General features: G+C 72.5%; 18 protein-coding genes and 1 pseudogene. 9 read left to right on the top strand and 10 right to left on the bottom strand.

From position 1 onward, the window contains the following. Positions 1-140, bottom strand: a pseudogene (locus tag EAO77_RS40575) (BlaI/MecI/CopY family transcriptional regulator); the annotation flags it as partial. A 319-nt stretch (positions 141-459) separates the two neighbouring features. Between EAO77_RS40575 and EAO77_RS31275 the strand changes: the two are divergent. The 5 genes from EAO77_RS31275 to EAO77_RS31255 all read left to right on the top strand — a co-directional run bounded on the left by EAO77_RS31275 (position 460) and on the right by EAO77_RS31255 (position 6,354). Then, a complete protein-coding gene (locus EAO77_RS31275) occupies positions 460-954 on the top strand; it encodes a BlaI/MecI/CopY family transcriptional regulator (RefSeq protein ID WP_147991693.1) in 495 nt (164 codons plus the stop codon). Between the two features lie 4 nt (positions 955-958). Beyond that, positions 959-1,894, top strand: coding sequence for a M56 family metallopeptidase (locus EAO77_RS31270; RefSeq protein ID WP_147991692.1), 936 nt, complete (start codon positions 959-961; stop codon positions 1,892-1,894). A gap of 328 nt (positions 1,895-2,222) precedes the next feature. Further along, a complete protein-coding gene (locus tag EAO77_RS31265; protein WP_147991691.1) occupies positions 2,223-5,564 on the top strand; it encodes an RHS repeat-associated core domain-containing protein in 3,342 nt (1,113 codons plus the stop codon). 13 nt (positions 5,565-5,577) lie between these two features. Next, positions 5,578-5,817, top strand: coding sequence for a hypothetical protein (locus tag EAO77_RS31260; RefSeq protein ID WP_147991690.1), 240 nt, complete (start codon positions 5,578-5,580; stop codon positions 5,815-5,817). Between the two features lie 201 nt (positions 5,818-6,018). Beyond that, complete coding sequence (locus EAO77_RS31255; protein ID WP_147991689.1) at positions 6,019-6,354, top strand: hypothetical protein; 336 nt, start codon at positions 6,019-6,021, stop codon at positions 6,352-6,354. 6 nt (positions 6,355-6,360) lie between these two features. Here EAO77_RS31255 and EAO77_RS31250 read toward each other — a convergent pair whose 3' ends face one another. After that, a complete protein-coding gene (locus tag EAO77_RS31250; protein WP_147991688.1) occupies positions 6,361-6,816 on the bottom strand; it encodes a tellurite resistance TerB family protein in 456 nt (151 codons plus the stop codon). Between the two features lie 58 nt (positions 6,817-6,874). Continuing rightward, complete coding sequence (locus tag EAO77_RS41110) at positions 6,875-7,204, bottom strand: hypothetical protein (protein ID WP_222723717.1); 330 nt, start codon at positions 7,202-7,204, stop codon at positions 6,875-6,877. Positions 7,205-7,493: 289 nt separating this feature from the next. Here EAO77_RS41110 and EAO77_RS31235 point away from each other — a divergent pair, with 289 nt between their 5' ends. Beyond that, positions 7,494-7,982 (top strand): hypothetical protein, encoded by a 489-nt coding sequence (locus tag EAO77_RS31235; RefSeq protein ID WP_147991687.1) that lies wholly within the window; start codon positions 7,494-7,496, stop codon positions 7,980-7,982. Positions 7,983-8,251: 269 nt separating this feature from the next. Here the strand turns inward: EAO77_RS31235 and EAO77_RS31230 are convergent, their stop codons facing one another. Together EAO77_RS31230 and EAO77_RS31225 are read right to left on the bottom strand one after the other, a co-directional pair. After that, a complete protein-coding gene (locus EAO77_RS31230) occupies positions 8,252-8,509 on the bottom strand; it encodes a DUF397 domain-containing protein (protein WP_147991686.1) in 258 nt (85 codons plus the stop codon). Continuing rightward, entirely contained in the window at positions 8,506-9,345 is an 840-nt protein-coding gene (locus tag EAO77_RS31225; RefSeq protein WP_147991685.1) for a helix-turn-helix transcriptional regulator, read from the bottom strand. Before EAO77_RS31225 ends, EAO77_RS31230 begins: the two co-directional genes overlap by 4 nt. Before the next feature lie 149 nt (positions 9,346-9,494). Between EAO77_RS31225 and EAO77_RS31220 the strand changes: the two genes are divergently transcribed. Continuing rightward, entirely contained in the window at positions 9,495-10,004 is a 510-nt protein-coding gene (locus EAO77_RS31220) for an ATP-binding protein (protein ID WP_147991684.1), read from the top strand. Here the strand turns inward: EAO77_RS31220 and EAO77_RS31215 are convergent. Continuing rightward, on the bottom strand, positions 9,967-10,884 hold the full coding sequence (locus EAO77_RS31215; protein ID WP_147991683.1) for a DUF6891 domain-containing protein: 918 nt from the start codon (positions 10,882-10,884) through the stop codon (positions 9,967-9,969). The genes EAO77_RS31220 and EAO77_RS31215 overlap by 38 nt on opposite strands. A gap of 46 nt (positions 10,885-10,930) precedes the next feature. Between EAO77_RS31215 and EAO77_RS31210 the strand changes: the two genes are divergently transcribed. Beyond that, positions 10,931-11,410: a hypothetical protein gene (locus EAO77_RS31210; RefSeq protein WP_147991682.1), complete on the top strand. Its 480-nt coding sequence runs from the start codon at positions 10,931-10,933 to the stop codon at positions 11,408-11,410. Positions 11,411-11,462: 52 nt separating this feature from the next. On the opposite strand, the gene EAO77_RS31205 is transcribed toward EAO77_RS31210, so the two are convergent. Next, on the bottom strand, positions 11,463-12,641 hold the full coding sequence (locus tag EAO77_RS31205; RefSeq protein WP_261994221.1) for a Cmx/CmrA family chloramphenicol efflux MFS transporter: 1,179 nt from the start codon (positions 12,639-12,641) through the stop codon (positions 11,463-11,465). A 539-nt stretch (positions 12,642-13,180) separates the two neighbouring features. Here EAO77_RS31205 and EAO77_RS31200 point away from each other — a divergent pair. Then, a complete protein-coding gene (locus tag EAO77_RS31200) occupies positions 13,181-14,500 on the top strand; it encodes an ABC transporter substrate-binding protein (RefSeq protein WP_147991680.1) in 1,320 nt (439 codons plus the stop codon). Between the two features lie 132 nt (positions 14,501-14,632). Here the strand turns inward: EAO77_RS31200 and EAO77_RS31195 are convergent, their stop codons facing one another. From EAO77_RS31195 to EAO77_RS31185, 3 genes are all read right to left on the bottom strand, one after another. Continuing rightward, positions 14,633-15,649, bottom strand: coding sequence for a LacI family DNA-binding transcriptional regulator (locus tag EAO77_RS31195; RefSeq protein ID WP_147991679.1), 1,017 nt, complete (start codon positions 15,647-15,649; stop codon positions 14,633-14,635). Positions 15,650-15,805: 156 nt separating this feature from the next. Beyond that, positions 15,806-17,089: a cellulase family glycosylhydrolase gene (locus EAO77_RS31190; protein ID WP_147991678.1), complete on the bottom strand. Its 1,284-nt coding sequence runs from the start codon at positions 17,087-17,089 to the stop codon at positions 15,806-15,808. 1,224 nt (positions 17,090-18,313) lie between these two features. Then, entirely contained in the window at positions 18,314-20,083 is a 1,770-nt protein-coding gene (locus tag EAO77_RS31185; protein ID WP_187283499.1) for an ABC transporter ATP-binding protein, read from the bottom strand. Positions 20,084-20,107 lie beyond the last annotated feature (24 nt).

Raw genomic sequence — 20,107 nt, 5'->3', positions numbered from 1 at the left:
CCGCCGAGCCGGTCCTGCACCCAGGCGGTGTTGACCGGCCCCGGCGCCTGCCGCAGGGCGGCGAGCACCTGGATCTCCAGTTCCCCCTGGCGGCGCCGCCGGGGCCCCGCGGCCGTTCCGTCGTCATCGTGGTCCGCCATGCCGTGCCCCTCCCGCCGGTGCGCCGCCCGGCACGGCGTGCGCCGGAGCCGGCTCATCGTACTGAGTGCGCGGGTGCCCGCCGACGGACGCGGTCGTCCGCCCCGGCCCTCTCACGAGCCGACCAGCCCCGGCCCTTTCACGAGCAGACCAGCGCCGGCGCGCTCACGGAGCCGGTCGGCGCCATGCGCGGGTGCGCCGTGAGCGCATGCCGCGGCCGGCCGTCCGACCTGGTCCGCCGCGGGCACCCGCGCACTCAGTACGATGAGCCGGCTCCGGCGCACGCCGTGCCGGGCGGCGCACCGGCGGGAGGGGCACGGCATGGCGGACCACGATGACGACGGAACGGCCGCGGGGCCCCGGCGGCGCCGCCAGGGGGAACTGGAGATCCAGGTGCTCGCCGCCCTGCGGCAGGCGCCGGGGCCGGTCAACACCGCCTGGGTGCAGGACCGGCTCGGCGGCACCCTCGCCTACACCACCGTGATCACCATCCTCACCCGCCTCCGGGCCAAGGGCGCCGTCACCCGGGAGCGCGCGGGCCGGTCGTTCGCCTGGACGGCCACCGCCGACGAAGCGGGCCTCGCCGCCCTGCGGATGCGCAAGGTGCTGGAGGGGGAGACCGACCGCGAGGCCGTGCTCGCCAGTTTCGTCACCGGCCTCGCGCCCGGGGACGAGGAACTGCTGCGCGGCCTGCTGGCCCGGACCGGCGAGGAGGGGGGACGCCGGACGGCCGGCGCCCCGCTGCCCGGCGAGGAGGACGGACGCCGGACGGCCGGCGCCCCGCTGCCCGGCGACGAGGACGACGGGGGGCGCTGACGGCATGGGGGTCTTCGTCTTCCTGCCACTCGTCCTGCCCCTGACCGCCTGGCCCATCGCGCGCCTCGCGGAACAGCACCTGCACCCCCGCCCGGCCACCCGGCTGCTGACGTGGGTCGCCGCGGTGCTCGCGGCGTGCAGCACCCTGTGCCTGGCCCTCCTCGTGGTGGTGGGCACGGCCCAGCTGCCCGGCAACCCGCTCCCGGACGCCTGGTCGGACCCGGAGGTGCGGGCGGCGCTCCCGTACGACGAGATCGCCGGCCCGGCCGCGATCCCGGCTCTGCTCGCGGTCCTCGTCTCCTGCGCCGGGACCGCCGTGCGTCACCGACAGGTGCGCCGCCGCTCCGCGCGCGCCCTGAAGCCGCTGAGGGGCCGGGCGGTCGCGGTGCTGTCCGACAGCTCCCCGTACGCCTACGCCCTGCCCGGCACCGGCCGCCGGAGCGGACGGGTGGTGGTCACCACGGGCATGCTGTCCGTCCTGGAACCCGCCGAACGCCGGGCCCTTTTCGCCCACGAGCGCGCCCACCTGACGGGACGTCACCACCGGCTGCTGCTGGCCGTGCAACTGGCCGCCCGGGCCAATCCGTTCCTGCGGCCGCTGCGCACCGCCGTGACCTGCACCGCGGAGCGGTGGGCCGACGAGGAGGCCGCGGTGGCCGTCGGCAGCCGCCGCGTCGTGGCGAGGGCGGTCGGCAAGGCGGCCCTGCTCTCCGCCGGGACGCCCGGCCCGGCGCTCGCCGGCTTCGCCGGGGGCCCCGTCCCGCGCCGGGTGGCCGCCCTGCTGGAACCGGCGCCCTCCGCCCGGATCTGGCCACCCGTCTCCACGACCGCGGGCCTGGCCGCCTGGGGTGCCGCGGTGGGCACCACGGCCTCGGCGCTGTCCTCGGCGAACTCGGCCGTCACGCTGTTCCTCGTCCTCCGGGCCGCGTCGCCCGCCTGACGCCGGGCTGCGTCGCGACGGCCGTGCGAGCCCGTCCGGGCAGGGCATCCCGGCGCTGTTTTCGGCCATGCTGCGGACCTGTCGCGAGGGCGGGGCCGGCGGGACAGCCCGCTCCCCACTGCTGTCCCCGCCCGGCGAGCGGTGCGCCCAAGTCGGCCGATTGTCGTCCGTGTGTTCGACGTTTTCGCGGGCAGGCCCCCGCGGTTCGTGAAGAAGTTGTGGCAGCGTGTGGGGCTCCGGTGGCCGCTGTGGCTGCCGTGACAAGTCTTCTCGTGGGGGGAAGCGTATGCATCCGCGTGCTTCGGGCACGTCTCTTCGGCGTGCCCGCATGTCCGCAAGAACCTCTTTCACCGCGGTGGTCGCCGCGCTCGCGCTGGGTGCGGGAGCACTGCCCGCGATCGCCGCGAACCCAGCCAGCCCGGGTGCGAGTTCGGCGTGGGGCCGGGCGGCCGAGCCGCTGACGGTCCCGCCCGTGAAGGTGGGTGTCACCAAGCCGGTCGCCAACGAGCGGGCCCGCGCCGCGTCGCAGGCGGAGGCCGCCTGGCGCGCCCAGCAGGAGAAGCGCGGAGCGGGCGGTGCCGACACGGCGGCGCGTTCCGCCGCCGGGGTCCTGTCATGGGTCCCGGAGGGGCAAGGGGCCGTGCCCTGGCACCAGTTGTCCGATGTGCGGATCACCGACAGCCTGGTCGCCCGGATCAATCTCTCCAACGGCAACCTGATGCTCGCCGCGACCGATTTCGAGATCGCCGGTGTCGGGAAGTCGCTGCGCCTGGCGCGCACCTACAACTCGCTCAGCGGTCCGTTCGGCAAGGTGTCCGACCCGTGGTGGCAGGAGTACGAACGGTATCTGAGCACCCTCTACACGGACACGGTCGTCTTCTACGACGCCACGGGCGCGTCCGTACGGTTCGGGAAGAACGCGGACGGCTCGTTCACCACGCCCAAGGGCTATGCCAAGGACCTGAAGAAGAACGCGGACGGCACGTACACGCTGACCGACCGCAAGTCGGGTCTGAAGGACACCTACGACGCGAACGGCACGCTGACGAAGGTCACGGACCGGAACAAGGGCGCGGTCACCGTCGACCAGCACGACGAGACCGGTGAGCACAAGGGGTTCAAGGTCACCGAGACCCGCTCGGGCCGGTGGGTGGACCTGGTGAAGACGTATCCGAATCAGTGGCAGGCCAAGGACCACACGGGCCGTACCGCGGTGTTCGACCTCGACGCGGACGGGAACCTGACGCGGACGGCCGACACCGAGGGCAAGACCACCCAGTACGGCTACGACGCCGACGGCCGGGTCACCAAGGTGACCACGCCCGAGGGCCGGGTCACCGTCTTCACCTACGACGACCAGGGCCGCGTCACCTCGATGCTGCGGGCCACGGCCCTGGGCGGCTCCGGGCACACGGGCCCGACGTTCACCTACGCGCACTCCGCCACCTACCCGTGGGAGGCCGGCACGACCACGGTGACGAACCCCGAGGGCCACGCGACGAAGCACGAGCACGACGGCGAAGGCCGGATCACCAAGGTGACGGACGCGCTCGGGCATGTGCGGTCGAAGTCCTACGACGCCAACAACAACGTGGAGACCGCGACCGACGCCATGGGCACCGGCGGGGTCGGCGGCAACGTCACCGCCTACGGCTGGGACGCGCGCTCCAACCCGACATCGGCGCAGCTCCCGACCGGTGCGACCGCCTCCCTGACGGGCTACCAGACCCTCTCCGGGGCCGACCTGCCCGGCTCGATGACGTCCATGGACGGCGAGAAGACCGACTTCACCTACGACGCGGCCGGCAACACCACCTCGGTCGCCGTCACCGGCACCGGCGGCGGCACGCAGACCTTCGACCACAACCCCGCCACCCCGACCTGCGGCGGCTTCGAGGGCCAGCGCTGCAAGGCGACGACGAAGATGAGCTCCACGAAGTCGGTCTCCACCGCCTTCACCTACGACGCGAAGGGCAACCTGACCAAGGTCACCCCGCCCTCCCCGCTCGGCGTCACCACCTACACCTACGACGACCTCGGCCGCCCGGCCACCGTCAAGGACGGCCGGGGTGTGACCACGCTCTACGAGTACGACGAGCGCGACCGCGTGGTGAAGGTCGACACCTCCGGCTACGCCACCGTCACCTACTCCTGGGACGGCGACGGCAACCTCACCCAGCGCTCCGACGGCACCGGCGTCATCGGCTACGCCTTCGACCCGCTGTCCCGCGAGACGGTGCGCACCCTGCAGAACGGCTCGCAGACCCGGCTGACGTACACCCCCGCGGGCAACGTCGACACCTACGAGGACCCGGCCGGCGTCACCGACTACACCTGGGACAAGGTCAACAACCTCACCCACCTGAAGGACCCGACGGGCAGGACCACGACCTACGCCTACGACAACAACGACGCCCGCACCACGACCACCTACCCCGGCGGCACGGTCCAGAAGGTCACCCTGGACGAGTCCAACCGGCCCGAGCAGATCAAGGCCACCTCGCCCAAGGGCACCCTGGTCGACCTCGCCTACACCTACAGCAACGCGGGCAAGGACGGTGCCAAGATCCGCACCAGCACCGACGCGGTCGCGGGGCTGAAGACCAGCTACACCTACGACAGCGCCGGGCGCTTCTCCTACGCCAAGGAGGAGAAGGGCACGACCCTCACCTCCTCGTGGCAGTACTGCTACGACCTGGCCGGCAACCTCACCTCGCAGGGTGTCGAACAGGGCTGCCCGCGCGGCACCACCTACACCGTCAACGACGCCCAGCAGATCACCGCGAAGAACGGCTCCACGACGGGCTGGTCCTACGACAAGCTCGGCAACGAGACCGCCGGCGCCTCCACCCCGGAGGGCGCCCGGACGGCGGCGAAGTGGTCCGACCACTCCCAGCTGACCTCGGTCACCGTGGGCGGCAGGACGTACGCGGGTCAGTACGGTTCGACCGATCAGAGCGAGCGGATCAAGCTCGGCGACACCTTCTTCCACAACGGCCCGCTCGGGCTGTCGGCGCAGAGCACCGGCGGAGTGGACACGGGATTCAACCGGGAGCCCGGGGGCACCCTCAACTCCATGACCACCGGGGGGAAGTCCTACTACTACCTGACCGACGCGCTCGGTTCGGTCGTCGGGCTCGCCGACGAGTCCGGCACCAAGGTCAACAGCTACTCCTACAGCCCCCGCGGTGTCCAGCGGTCGTCCTCCGAGCAGGTCTCCCAGCCCTACCGGTTCGCCGGCGGCCACCAGGACCCGACCGGGCTCTACCACTTCGCGGCCCGCTACTACGACCCCAACATCGGCCGCTTCACCAGCCCCGACCCCTCCGGCCAGGAGAAGAACCCCTACCTCTACGCCGAGGGCGACCCGGTCAACCGCATCGACCCCCAGGGCACCCTCAGCTTCGGCACGGTGGTGGACGCCGCGTTCGGCCTCAAGGACGCGGCCGAGATCTGGCAGAACCGGGATGACCCGACCGCGCTCATCTCCCAGGCCGTGGGCATCGCGGCGGGCGCCGTGTTCGGCGGGCTCTGTGTTGCCGGCACCGGCACGATGGCGACGGCCTCCGGCCAGGTATGGGCCATTCCGCTGGCGACAGCCGGCTGTGCGATCGCTGCCGACACCGTCAGCAGCGTGACGGCAGGCGCGATGAACGACTCGCTACGGTAGAGGAGATCAGACGATGACATCCAGTCCGGACGGTGGGGAGATGCTGGGGCGGGACGATCCGGCAGTGGGATCGGCGGTCACCTCCGTGGGCCTGTGGATCGCCGTCGCGGGCAGTGCCGCACTGGTCCTGATCGGTCTCGTGGCGCTGCTGGCAGGGATGGGTGCGGGAGTCTGGATCATGGCCGTGGGCTGCGTACTGACAGCAGGCTCGGCGGCAGCCCTGCGGTTCCGGTCGCGTTCCCGGCGTTCCTAGCGTTCCTCGGACTCTCAGGGCATCGCTCCCTCGGCCCCTTCCCGTACTGCGAGGGACAACCCGTGCGCGGCGCCCCGCTCGAACCGAGCGGGGCGCCGCGCCGCGTCCGGATGCACGGTGCCCGGATGTTCTGCGACGAGGCGGGAAATCAGTGGAGCGGACACGGGAATCAGTTTGCGGATCGGGGGCATCCGCAGGGTCATGAGAACCGGGGGGACATCCACCACCGCTTCGAGCGGCGACACCGACACCGACGGCCACAGACGCTCCGACGTGCCCGGCGGCCCCTGGCGGGCGGCCGCTCCCCACGAGGGGTCGCGGCTGCCCCCGGTGGACGGGCCTGCCGCCCCGCAGGAGTCGGCGATCGCACCGCTCGGCATCCTGTACACCGTCTGCGGACTGCTGCTCGTCGTCCTGTTCGGGGAAGCGGCCGTCACCCTGCTGTGCGGTCTGCTGCTCGTGATCCCCGGGGGAGTCTCGCTCGTGCGCACATATCGTCGGGGGAAGCGGGCCCGGGGGATGGGCGCAGGGGTCTGAGCGGCCCTACAGGTCGAACTCGTGCGGCGCGAGGCCGAGCGTGAAGCACGCCTCGCGCACGACCGCCTGCTCGTCCTTGTCGAAGTCCCCGTCCGCGCCGCCGATGACGATCCCGATCTGGATCACGGCCCGCGCCTCGGCGGGCTTCTTCTTCGCCTTGGCGACCTCCTGCAACACGCTGACCTTGCCGAAGGCGAAGTCGGCGGCCAGCTTGTCGAGGTTCTCCTCGAAGCGGCGGCGCAGGTCGTCGGCGGGGAAGTTCTGCAGGACCTCGTTCGCGCCGATGAGCTGGGCGACCCGCTGCCGCTCCGCCGGGTCCAGCACCCCGTCGGCGGCGGCCACCAGTGCGCACATCGCCATCGACGCGTCGCGGAAGGCGCCGCTCCTCAGGTCGTTCCTCTTCGCCACGAGCTGGGTCTGCATCGTCGACGCGGACTCCTTGAGGCGGTCCCACAGGGCCATGAGCGCTCCCCTCGGCAGGTACCGGGCCGCAGGAGGGTGCGGCCCGGCACGGTGAACTCTACAGACATGTAGAAGTTAGCAGGAAGGGAGCCGGACAACTCGCGGGTGCGATCTCCGCCGGCTCCCGCACCTCCGTGTGGGGCGTGAACGCGAACGCCGACAGCCGCGCGTCGACTCCGGACGGCAGCCGTCGCGCGTACTTGTGGACGAGGTGGATGGTGGCGAGCCTGCTCGTCGAGTGGGCTGTGCGGCAGGCGGCCGTCGTGTGCGGCGCGACAGCGACGTCCTCCTCGTCCCCGGCACGGACCTGCGCCTGCTCGTGTACACGGCTGTGGCCGGAAGCGAGGACGCGGGGAAGTCGGACCTTCTGCGTGTGGCGGGTGGCCACACTGTCATCACGCCTGGCTGACAGTCCGGCCGGGCGCCCGCCGCGTCACCGCGCGGGGGCCGGGCTTGCGTCGAGGTTCCGGCATCCGGAGAATGCGGTGCTGATCAAGCACGTATGTTCGAACGGCGGGGCCGGAGGGCCGTGCCTCCCGGATCAGCCGAAGAGGGTCCCCGTTTCCGGCTGTGCTTGTCGGCGAGAACTCATCACCCGGAGCACAGTGGAGGTCATCTTGTCGCACCAGCGGGCACGGCGAGGGCGCGCACTGCGGAGTGCGAGGAGGCAGGGCGTCGTGCGACGCGGCGTCGGCGCTGCCCTCTGTCTGACACTGGCGTGGGCGGCGGTCGCCTGTAGCGCATCCGAGCCACGCCCGGACGACAAGCCTGGGGCCGCCGCCACGGCGTCTTCGTCGCCCGTGGACGACGGGGCCTGGCCGCACGTCACTCACGACGCGGAGTACCGGGATGCGGAGAAGGGCGTGGAAGCGGCCCTGGCGGAGAAGTACGGCTCCGGGTGGCGCGAGGACTTCGTCGAGGTCATGGTCCACGATGGCATCGTCTCGGTGTTCACGTCATGGAGTCCCGGCGAGGATGCGCGCCGTCGTGGAACGGCCGTATGCGGCACCGTCGCGTCCCATGTCCAGGAGCGGGAGGGCCAGGGGGGTTTCCCTGCGGACACCCAGATCATCATCCACACCGAGGAGAGCGACTCCAGCGACACGATGGCCTACTTCGACGTCGCCGAGAAGAAGTGTCGGCCGACAGGGCTCTTCCTGGGCTGAGTGGACGTCGCGTCCGATCCTCCTCGGTTCCTGATCGCTCGATCGCTGTACCGATCGCCACGCCGGGGCATGGTGGCAGGTGGCAGGGCATGCCCATGTCTCTCCTGCCCGGCTGACGCCGTCGGGGTCGCCGGCCGACGGCCCGCGCGCACAGGGCGTCCCCTCCGCCGGACGCACCCGCCGTCGCCAGGCCCCGTCCCGGGCCGCCCCGCGCGGCCGGCGCGCCGCCCGCGTGTCCGGGGCGGCGCACCCTGTCGTCGACTATGTCCTCAGACGGACGCCGCCCCGGCGGCGAAGCCGAGGAACGCGGCCCACGAGCCGGGGGAGAGGTCCAGCCGGGGACCCTCGGCGACCTTGGAGTCCCGCACGTGCACTGCCCCAGGCGTCGTGGCGACCTCCACGCAGGAGTCGCCGGAGCCGCCGCTGTAGCTGCTCTTGTGCCAGCTCAGGGCGACCTCGACGCAGGAGTCCCCGTCGCCACTGCTGCAACTGCTCTTGAACCAGGCCAGATCGGTGGTGGTCGTCATGCCGCTCCTCGCATCCGCCTCAGCAGGCCCCGGGAGTCCTCGGGGGTGAGAGCCTGCGAACGCATCCTGGCATACCGCATCTTGAGCATGCTGACGACCTTGGGGTCCGTGACCATCTGACCGCTCTCCTGCCCCTCGCAGTAGGCCAGCCAGCGGTTGTCCGGAGTCTCCAGCAACTGCATCGGGCCGTCCAGCCCGGCGTGGGCCTCCCGTACCAGCGGCATGATCTGGATCTCGATGTTCCGGAGGTCCGCGATGCGCAGGACATGGTCGATCAGCTCCGCCGTGAAGCGCGCGCCGCCGGTGCGCCGCAGGAACAGGTGCTCCTCCAGGATGAAGCTGTACGCCGTGTTCGGCCGCCCGGTGAGCAGCCGCTGACGCTCCAGCCGCGCCGCCATCTGCGCCTCGATCTGGTCGTCGCCCAGCGGCGGCAACTGGTTCACGAACAGCGTCCGGGCGTAGCCCTCCGTCTGGAGCAGCCCGGGGATCAGCCTGCACTCGTACGTGTCCAGCGACACCGCCTCAGCCTCCAGACGTGCCCACTGGCGGAACCAACTGGCCAGCCCGGGGCGGCGGGACAGGTGCCGGGCGGGGCCCCGCAGGGCGCCGAACGCGTCCAGGACCTCCTCCGCGCGGTTCACGAAATCCGCCGGCGGGAACCGCCGCCCCTGCTCGATCGAGGCGACGGTCGGTACCGAGTACCGCACGGCCGGGGCGAACTGCTCCTGCGTCATACCGGCCCGCCTCCGGAACGCCTTGACGACCTCGCCGAAGGCCTTCAGGCTGTCGGAGCCCTCCGGTTCGCCCCCGCCGCCGCCCGTGCCCTCGTCCGACATCCCGGCCACCTCCGCCCGATCGCGTCACGCAACGGGCCCATGGTCACAGCGGGTTACGCGTACCGTCCACTCTGCGCGCTCGTACGCTGACGCAGCGTACGGGTCGGTGAGCTGGCAAGGAGTCCGGAGGGTCGGTCGGATGGGGTCCCATGAGCAACAACTCCCCCCTCACCACCGGCGGCGAAGCCGTCACCGTACGTGTGTTCAGTCAGCGCTTCAGCTCGACCCCGCGCGGCGCCCGCCTCGCCCGCCGGTTCACCGAGGTCCAGTGCGAGCGCTGGGGCCTCGGCCACCGGAGCGGGCTGTCGCGGACCGCGGCGCTGATCGTTGGCGAGCTGGCCGCCAACGCCGTCACCCACGGCCGCGTCCCCGGGCGGGACTTCGAGCTGGTGCTGTCCCGCATCCCCGGCGCGGTCCTGCGGATCGAGGTGTCCGACGCCCGGGGCGAGCTGAGACCCTCCGCTCGGCCGCCCGTGCCCGACGCCCTGGCGGAGTCGGGGCGCGGACTGCTGCTCGTGGACGCGCTGGCCGACCGCTGGGAGGTCGTCGACCGTGGCCCCGTCGGCAAGACCGTCCGCGCGGAGCTCGATCTCCCGGCCCGCCCGCCGGGGTCCGCGGGCGTCATCCCACCAGGCGGCGGCGCCACTCCAGCGGGGTGACGGTGATGACCCGGCGGGGGTCCCCGTCCCAGTCGGTGCGCAGGCCGACGGCGCCGAGCGCGGCCACCACCTCGTGGCCGACGGCGGCCGTGGCGCCCTCCGCGTCGTCGAAGGCGCCGTACAGCAGCGTCAGCCCGTGTCCCGCCGCGGCGGACTCGGTGCACTGGCTGTGGAAGTAGACGAACCCCCGGGTGCCGGGGGCGGTCTCCTCGCCGATCTCGGCGTCGCCGCAGGTGCGGCAGCAGGTGAAGTGCTCGCGGGCGGTGATCCCGGCCGCCTCCAGCGCGGTGAACGCGCGGGTGAGCCGCTCGGGATCGGTCTCACCCCGCCAATCCGCCTGCTCCGCGACGCGCTCCAGCCACAGGCGGTCCGCCAGCGCCCCGGCCTGCTCCCGCGTCAGCGGCCGGCGGTCCGCGGTGACCAGGTACTCCTCGGCCGTCTCGGCCAGCCGGGCGCGGTCCGCGTATCCGGCGACCAGCACGGCGCGCACGTGGCTCTCCAGCAGCTCGCGTTCGTCGTCGGCGAGGTCGAGCGGCGGCACCTCGGCGGCGGGGCCCATGTCCAGCAGCGACCAGTCCAGATCGCCCTCCGGCCCTTCCTCCCCGCGCGACCAGCCGGTGAGGGCGGCGATCACCTCCTCCGGGGAGTCGGCCATCGCCTGGAAATGCCGGTCGGCGGCGCCGTCGCGGTACTCGACCGTCCACTGCTCGCCGTCCTTGTGCCACACCTGGGCGAAGACGTCCGGCAGGTCGGGTATCCGCTGGATCACCAGGAAGTGGTCGCCCCGGCCGCCGATCCGCCGGACGAGCGCGGCCAGTTCCTCCGCGGACATCCGGACGTGCTGCTTCCCGTCCTCTGTCCTCACCTTGATGTCGAGCATGCCCCGACTCTGACACACGCCACCGACAACGTGGCATCCTCGGGCGGTGATCCTGAACGGCGGAGAGAACCGCGTCGAGCTGAGCCCCCTGCGCTACGAGTTCCCGGGTGTCGTGGGCAACCGCTACGAGGACAACTGGCTCGTCATCGGCGCCGACGTGACGACACCCGAGGGCAGCTGGACGTTCACCGACGCCTCCCTCCTGGTCGACGAGGCGCACCAGGTCACCGCATGGCTGCGCGGGGCGGCCGACGGCTCGGTTGCGGTGACGGGCCCCGACGACGGCTGGATGTCACCGGACACCTGGTTCACCGAACCCGTCCTGGCGTTCAGCCTCGCCGAACGGACGCACGACACGCTCCTGGTGCGCGTGCACCTGTCGCTGGAGGCGCTGCCGCCGTGGCACCAGGGAGACGACCGGCCCGACATCTACCAGTACGGGGTCGACGTCCGCGTCCGCCCCGGCGACCTGCGCGCGGCGGCCGAGGCGTGGGCGGACGCGCTCGACGCCTTCCCCGCCCGCTGACGGGCCGCCGTCCCCCTCCCGGCCGGGAGGGGGACGGCGGCTCCGGGTCTCCTCAGGCGTCGGCCCCGGCACGGGCCCGGCGCCCGTCGCGCCGCCGCAGGGCGACGGCAGGCAACGCCGCCGCCGACGCCAGCGCCGTGCTCACCCACGCGGCGTCCCGGGCGTCGCCCGTCGCACCCGTGACCAGACCGGCGAGCAGCGGGCCCGCCACCGCACCGGAGTTCAGCGCCACGGTGGCGAACGCGCCGCTCAGTGCCGGGGCCCGGGGCGAGGCCACCCGCATGACACGGCCCACCAGCGCCGACCCGGCGCCGAACGACAGACCGCCCAGGAGCACGGCCAGGAGGAACAGCGGCACCGGACGGCCGCCGGCCAGCGCCACGGCCGCCCATCCGGCCGGCAGCGCGAGCAGCGCGAGGACCAGGCCGCGGCCGAGCCGCCCGTCGCCCGTCCGGCCCGCGACGAGCACCCCGGCGAAGGCGCCTGCGCCGAAGGCGGCGAGCACCGCGGGCACCGCACCGCCGGGCAGACCGGCGGACTCGGTGGCGATCACCGCCAGGTAGGCGAAGGCGGCGAAGGTGGCGCCGTTGACCGCCGCCGCCAGGAGGAGCGCCTGCCGCACCGGCGGTGACGCCAGCGCCTCCAGCTCACGGGCGACTGGCACACCGCTTCCGGCACCGGCACCGGCACCGGCACCGGCGGGCGCGCAGCGCAGCACGAGCGCCAGCGCGGGCAGGCAGAGCAGTGCGACGGCGACGAAGACCGCACGCCAGCCCGCCCACGTGCCCAGCAGGGCGCCCCCGGGGACCCCGGCGACGATCGACAGGGTCACCCCGGACAGCAGGACGGCCGTCGCCCTGGTCTGCCGCTCCGGGGCGGCCAGGGCGGTCGCGACGGACATGGCGACGGCGAGGAATCCCGCGTTGGCCACCGCGGCCGCCACCCGGGTCGCGAACAGCAGCGGGAAGCTCGTGGTGAGCGCGCCCACGACATGGACGGCGACGAACACCGACAGGAAGAGGGCCAGCGCCCGGCGGCGCGGCCACCGCGCGCTCAGCGCCGCCATCGGCGGCGCGCCGCACACCATGCCGAGCGCGTACGCGGACGTCAGGCTCGCGGCGGAGCCCGTGGACACGGACAGATCGGCGGCGATGCCGGGCACCAGGCCCGACAGCATGAACTCGGAAGTGCCCTGCGCGAAGACGGCGAGGGCGAGGACAAGGAGGAACACGGGCAAGGGAACGTCTCCGGCATCGGATGGCGCGGTCGGGGACATCCGCGTGCCGACGGCAGGCCGCACCGCTCCGGGAGCACCGGAGGCGTGGGACGGAGCCGCCGCGGACACGCGGAAGGCGCGTCCGGTCGCTGGAAGCGGGATCGGCCGAAGACCCGGTCGCTACGACCGGGTCAGACGGGAAGCCGCCGGGCGACCGGCGGCTCGGCTCTGTCCGATTCGGGGCTCATGGCGACAGGAGCGTACGCACCGCGGGCCCGCCGGGCAACGGGGTTGACCGGTCGCCGGACGGTCCGACCGCTTCACGGCGTGCTCCGGTGGCGAGGACTCCCCGCATTCGATGAACCGGTAAATCATCCTGGCACCGTTGGCAACCGTGGGCACCCTTCCTTGCGTACAGGGGAGTTGACGGCATGTGCAGGGTAACGATTGGACATCACGACAGCCCGCCCTGCTTTACCGGTTCACCCGTGTGCGCCATAGTGCCGACACCCCCCTCGCAGTGCTGAGCCGTAATCCCACCGAAGGAGTTGGGCATGGGGAAGACCAAGGCGCTCACGGGCGTGCTGATCGCGGTGACGACGGTCGCCGTGGCGGGATGCGGTGGCGGTGGGGCCGCCACCGGAGACGACGCCCCCGCGCCGACGGACCCCGCCGCCGTGGTGGGAGAGATCACCGTGCTGACACAACGCACCGATCTCGTGCAGGACGGGACCATGGAGGAGTACGCCACCGAGTTCAACAGGATCCACCCGCAGGTGAAGGTGACGTTCGAGGGCATCACCGACTACGAGGGCGAGGTCCGGATCCGGATGAACACCGAGAACTACGGTGACGTCCTGATGATCCCGGGCAACGTCGCCAAGAACGACTACCCGAAGTTCTTCGCCCCCCTCGGCGCGGCGGCGGAGCTGGCGGAGTCGTACCGCTTCACCGACAAGACCGAGGTGAACGGCAAGGTCTACGGGATGGCGCAGTTCGGCGCGACCAACGGCTTCGTCTACAACAAGGCCGTCTGGCGGGACGCCGGCATCGAGGAGTGGCCGAGGACGCCCGAGGAGTTCCTCGCCGCCCTGCAGAAGATCAAGGACACCACGGACGCCACTCCCTACTACACCAACTTCAAGGACGGCTGGCCGCTCACCCAGTGGACGGCCAACGTCGGCTCCGTGACGTGCGACGGCAAGGCGAGCGACAAGCTGGCCGGCGCGGTGTCGCCCTGGAAGCAGGACGGCGAACTCGATGTCGTCGACACACTGCTGCACGACATCGTCGCGGGCGGCTACGCGGAGAAGGACCCCACCTCCACCAACTGGGAGGAGTCGAAGAACCTGCTGGCCAAAGGGGAGATCGGCGCCATGATGCTGGGCTCCTGGTCGATCACGCAGATGCAGAACGCCGCCGTCGCCGCGGGCGGACTCGCCGCCGACATCGGCTACATGCCGTTCCCCGCGCAGAAGGGCGGGAAATTCTGCGCCACGCTCGTCTCCGACTACCAGCAGGCCGTGAACATCCACTCCGAGCACAAGCAGGCAGCCCGCGCGTGGATCGACTGGTTCACCGAGGAGTCCGGCTACTCGGAGAAGGAAGGGACCGTCCCCACCTCCAGGTCCGCGCCGATGCCGCCGGTGCTCAAGGACTTCGTCGACCACGACGTCACCTTCGTGGAGCGGTCCGAGGCGAGGACCGGTGAGGTCAACGCGGTCGACGACGCCGCCGAGATCGGTCTGAACAAGCCCGACTACCGGCGGGAGCTGATCGACATCGCCCGCGGCGCCCGGAAGGGCAGCCGGGAGGGCTACCTCGACGGCCTCGGCGAGAAGTGGGCTCAGGCGGCCGGGAGCGCCGGCCTCTGACCCGTCCGCCGGGACCGGACCCGGGCCGTGCCACCGACGCGGACCGGGCCGGGCCGTGCGGTGCGGTGCGGGAGGGCGGACGGCGCGCGACGGTGTACCGCACGGGGTGGCACGCCGCCGCCCGACGGCAGGTCAGGTGCGGGGCCGGGCCGTGCTGGCGCGCGGCACGAGGCGGGCGCATCCGTCGAGCACCCCGGTGACCGGGGCGCCCGCGACGAGCGCGAGCAGACTCTCCGCCGCACGCGCCCCGTAGGCCAGGATGTCCCGTGACATGCCCGAGAGCGCGGGCCGCACGACCCGCGTGAGCTGAGAGTCGTCCCAGGCGACGATCGACACGTCGCCGGGCACGTCCAGGCGCAGTTCCTGGGCGACCGACAGCGCGGCCACGGCCATGATGTCGTTGTCGAAGACCATCGCGGACGGCCGGTCGGGGGAGATCAGCAGCCGCCGTGCGGCCCTCGCGCCCTCGTCCCCCGTGTAGTCGGTGTGCACGACGACCGGGGCCCCGAGCCCCAGTTCCTCGCACGCCTCCGCCATCGCGGCGTCGCGCAGTGCGGTGTGGGCCAGCGCGGCGGTCCCGGCGACCCGCGCGATCCGCCGGTGGCCGAGGGCGGCCAGGTAGCGCACGATCTCGCGGATGCTCTCGCCGTCGTCGGACCAGACGGTGGGCAGGCCGCCGGCCACGTCCGGCGGCCCGATGGCGACCGCCGGCAGACCCAGGGCCTCGATCTCCGCGACCCGGACGTCCTCGACGTGCAGGTCGACCAGGAACACCCCGTCGACCCGGCGCTCTCCCCACCACCTGCGGTACACGTCGAGCTCCTGGCGGTGGTCGTCGACGACCTGGAGCATCAGCGCGTACGACCGGCGGGAGAGCACGCTCTCGATGCCGCTGATGAACTCCATGAAGAACGGTTCGGCGCCCAGCGTCGACGCGGGGCGCCGCACCACCAGGCCGACCGCCTGCGCCCGCGCCCCGTTGAGCGCGCGGGCTGCGCTGTTGGGCCGCCAGCCGATCTCCGCGGCTATCTCCTTGATCGCGGAACGTGTCGCTGCGGACACGCCCGGCTGGTCGTTGAGGGCGTAGGAGACGGCCACCTTGGAGACGCCGGCCCGGCGTGCGATGTCCGCGATGGTCGGCCGCTTCACGCGTAACCCCCCGGGTGGACAGCGGTTCGTCGGCAGTGACTTTACAGCGCCACAGCCAGCGCAAACACGCCGCGCACCGTCCGGGGCCGCCCGCGCCGGCGAAGGGTCCGCCCCGTGGCGGGGCGGACCCGGTGCGCTGTGGTCCAGCCGTGCAGGTCAGCGGTCGGCGGCGCTGCCGCGGACGACGCAGGAGCGGCTGTTCTCCCAGCCCCAGCCGTCGCCGTCCGGGTCGGAGGCGCTGCCGTTCGCGCAGTACGGGTAGCCGTTCGGGGCGGTGCCGGGGCCGGTGGAGCCCGTGTCGGCGGCGCTGCCGCGGACGACGCAGGAGCGGCTGCTCTCCCAGCCCCAGCCGTCGCCATCGGGGTCGGAGGCGCTGCCGTTCGCGCAGTACGGGTAGCCGTTCGGAGCGGTGCCGCCCCCGCCGCCCGTCCCGCCGCCGTAGACCGTGGCGGGCCTGGAGGTCGCGGCGATGCCGTTGGCGCCGTCGAAGAAGCGCCGGCCCCAGCTGGTCAGCGAGCCGGCGTCGAAGCCGTTGACCATGTCGAGGTACTCGACGCCGCTGCCGTTGCCGCTCCAGGACCAGCCGAGGTAGCCCACCCTGAGGGACTGGGCGGTCGCCATGATGGCGTTCTCGTCGGGGTTGCCGTCACTGTGGTTGTCGCCGAACTCGCCGATGACGACGGGCAGGCGGTTGTTCACGAAGTGTCCCAGGTAGGACTGCACCTCGGCGGCGGTGTCGTACACGCCGTACATGTGGATGGAGAAGATGGTGTTGCGGTCGGGGTCGGCGGCGAAGACCGAGGCGGCGTTGTCGCGCATGGTGTGCGACCAGTCCTGGCCCCAGTTGGGGGCGTCGACCATCAGGGCGTGGTCGAGACCGGCGTTGCGCAGCTTGACGATGGCGTTCTTCGTCGCGCCGGTCCAAGCGGCGTAGTCGGTGTTGCCGTACGGCTCGTTGCCGATGTTGACGACGACGTAGCTCTCCTGGCCCGCCAGGGCGCTCTTGACGCCGATCCAGTAGTTCGCCGCCTGGTCCAGTGTCGCGGCCGCGCCGTCCTCGCCGTAGCCGGTGGTGTCGTGGACCTCCAGCACGCAGATGACCTTGCTCGCCTTGCACTGGCCGATGAGGGAGGACACCTCGGACGCGCTCGTCCTCGTCCAGCGGTCGCCGCTGGAGAGGACGACGCGCACGGTGTTGGCACCCTTGGCGGCGATGTCGGCGATGGAGCCGGCGCGGTCCGGGTACCAGGTGTGGGCGTGGTTGACGCCCCGCATGACGAACTCGTTGCCGTTGGCCTCGTATACGCGGCCGTTGTCGACCTTGATGCCGGTGGCGGCCGCGGCCTCGCCGGCGCCGAACAGCGGCAGCAGAAGGCCGGCCAGGCCGGCCATCGCCGTGCCGAGGGCGCCGAGACGGCGGCGTGCGCGTGATGGGCTCATCGTTCTCCTCGAAGGGTGCGGCTGGGGCGAGGGAGGGGACAACGTTGTCAGGGCGTTGTCGTCGTCTGCGCGGGCGGGTGGTGACGGGGTGTACGGCGCCGCCCGCACGGTCTGGTGGGGGCCCTCCCGAGAAGGATGCCGGTCAGGAGCGTGGGTGACGCTCTGTCATGACGCGGGCCCGTTCCGGGCGTTGCCCTCATATGAGGCACCTCGTGTTGCCGACATGTCAAGAGGTGTGTCGGCAGCGTTTCCCTAGCCGTACCGGTTTCGTCGGCGGCGTCCGCGATGGCCGGGAGAGTGGCCGCGGCTGATCCGTCGTTCCCTCTCCGGGGCGGACGGGTCACGGGCTCCCGGGGCGTCCGGCGGGGGGCGCGTCCGGGCCGTTCCGACAGCGGGGACGAGGGCCGACGGAGCCTCCACCTGCGGCTATCGCTGACCGCCGGTGGCCGTCCGTCGAGGTGCGAGCCTCACGTGGCCCGGGTGGAGGGGATTCCGACGGCGGCGGGGTGGTGCGCGATCTGTTGACAGAGAGGGAGGGCGACTCTACGTTGCTTCACGATTAACCGGTTCAGCGACCACGCGTCATCGGGCACTCCGGAGAGCCGCCGCCCTTGCTCGGGGGGCCGGGCCGTCCCGACACGGTCCGGCCTGCCGCCCGTCACCCAGGGTGCGCGGCCGGGCGTGGACGGCCGTGTCCGGCGACACCGCACGCGCCCGGACGGGACGGGGCAGGGACCGGGTACGGATCGCGGTCCCGGAACGACGACTCCTGGACGAAAGGGACCTCGGTGACACCTCGCCCCCGGCCGGGGACCGGCCGCCCGGCGCGGCCCGCCCGCCTCCCGGCGTTGCCGGGGGCCGTGACCGCGTGGCTCCACGTGCTCACGGCGGCCCTGCGCCGCCTGCGCACATCCCGCCGGGAGCCGTCGACCCGGCAGGGCCCGCCCACCGCGCTCCCCGTCCGTGTTCCCCCGCGGACGTCCGTCCCGACGGCCACCCCGGCCGTGACGCACACGCAGACGCGCGTGAAGACACACACGAAGACACACACGAAGACGCGCACGACGAAGACGCGCACGACGAAGACGCGCACGACGAAGACGCACACGACGGCGCACCCCGCGACCCACCCCCGCGCCCACGGCCCGGCGCGTCGGGCGGGCGGACCGGGGCCGGGGCCGCACCGCCCGGCCGGTGGCCGGGGCCGCGCCGGGCTGCTGCGCTTCACGCCACCTGCGTGCTCTGGAGCTCGGCGTACGCCCCGCCCTTCTCCAGCAGTTCGGTATGGGTGCCCGACTCCACGATCCGGCCGCGGTCCATGACGACGATCCGGTCGGCGCTCCGCACCGTGGAGAGCCGGTGGGCGACGATGAAGACCGTGCGCCCCGCGACCAGTCGCGTCAGCGCCTGCTGGATCAGCGCCTCCGAACGGGAGTCGAGCGCCGACGTCGCCTCGTCGAGCACCAGCACCCGCGGGTCCCGGATCAGCGCGCGGGCGATCGCGAGCCGCTGGCGCTGCCCCCCGGAGAGCCGGGCGCCGCGTTCGCCGACGACGGTGTCCAGTCCGTCGGGCAGCCGGTCGACGAACTCGTCGGCGTTGGCGTCGGCGAGTGCCCGCCGGATCGCGTCCTCCGGCACGTCCGGCATGCCGTAGGCGACGTTGTCCCGGATGCTGCCCTCGAAGAGGATCGACTCCTGGGGGACGACCGAGACGAAGCGGCGGTACGTCCGCAGGTCCAGGTCGTCGAGATCGCGGCCGTCCAGCAGGATGCGTCCTGCCGTTGCCCGGTGGAAGCCGAGCACGAGCCCCAGCACGGACGACTTGCCCGCGCCCGACCCGCCGACCAGGGCCACCGTCTGCCCGGCGGGCACGGTGAGACCGATGCCCTCCAGGGCCGGCCGCTCGGCGTCCTCGTAGGTCAGGCTCACGTCCTCGAAGCGGAACTCTCCCGCCACCCGGGCCACCCGCTCCTTGCCGTCGTTCTCCTCCAGATCGGGCGCCTGGAGGACCTCGCCGATCGAACGGACGGACTCCAGCGCCTTGCCGATCACCGGGGCCAGTGTCAGCAGCGAGGTGACGGATCCGGTGAGGCTGGAGAAGTACGCGCTCAGCATGACCACCGCGCCCGGGGTGACGTCCAGCCAGCCGTAGTAGGCGACGAGCGCGGCACCCGCCAGGCATCCCATGCCCAGCGCGTTGAGGATCATCCAGGACAGCGAGCCGAACCGCCCGTTGAGCAGGTCGAGCCGCGATCCCTCCCGTACCACGGTGTCGAGGTCCTGGTCGACCCGGTGCAGGGCGGTGCGCTCCAGCCCGTGGGCGCGGGTGATCGGGATGAGCGTCGTCATCTCGCTGACCGTCGACGACAGGCGCTCCACGGAGTGCCGGAACGAGGCGTTGCGGTCGCGCAGCCGGGAGCGCAGCGTGACCACCAGCAGCGCGGAGGCCGGCACCAGCACCACGAACACCGGCAGGAACGCCGGGGTCATCACGGCGATCACGGCCAGTCCGCCGGTCAGTGTGGCGGCCGCCGTGAGGCCGTTGTCCGCGGACTGCTGGACGCCCGTCTCCAGCGTCTCCACGTCCCGGATGACCTTGGTGTGCAGGACGGAGGAGCTGGTGCGGGTGTGGAATCCGATCGACAGCTGCTGCATCTGCTGCACCAGCGCCGTGCGCAGCTGACGGCCGGTGCGGCGGATGGAGCCGTGCATCCAGTGCACGTAGAGCAGGTGCAGGGGCATGTTGAGGGCGAGCACCGCGAGCATGACGCCGCAGTTCCACCACAGCTCGGATATCGGCCGGTGCTGGACGACGACGTCGATGATGTTCGCCGTGACCGGTGGCAGCAGCCACACGGGGGCGTGCTTGCCGAAGAACACGGCCACCGCCGCGGCCAGCCGGGCGCGGTCGGGACGGAAGAGGTACAGCAGGGTGCGGACGGGGTGTTCGCCGCGGTAGCGGTGGTCGAGCGGACTGACGGGCGGGGCCACCAGGAGGTCTCCTTCGCGGGCGGGGAC

It is taken from the genome of Streptomyces sp. T39 (genome assembly GCF_008042045.1).
Taxonomy (GTDB): Bacteria; Actinomycetota; Actinomycetes; order Streptomycetales; family Streptomycetaceae; genus Streptomyces.
This window is presented reverse-complemented; position numbering and strand designations above follow the sequence as displayed.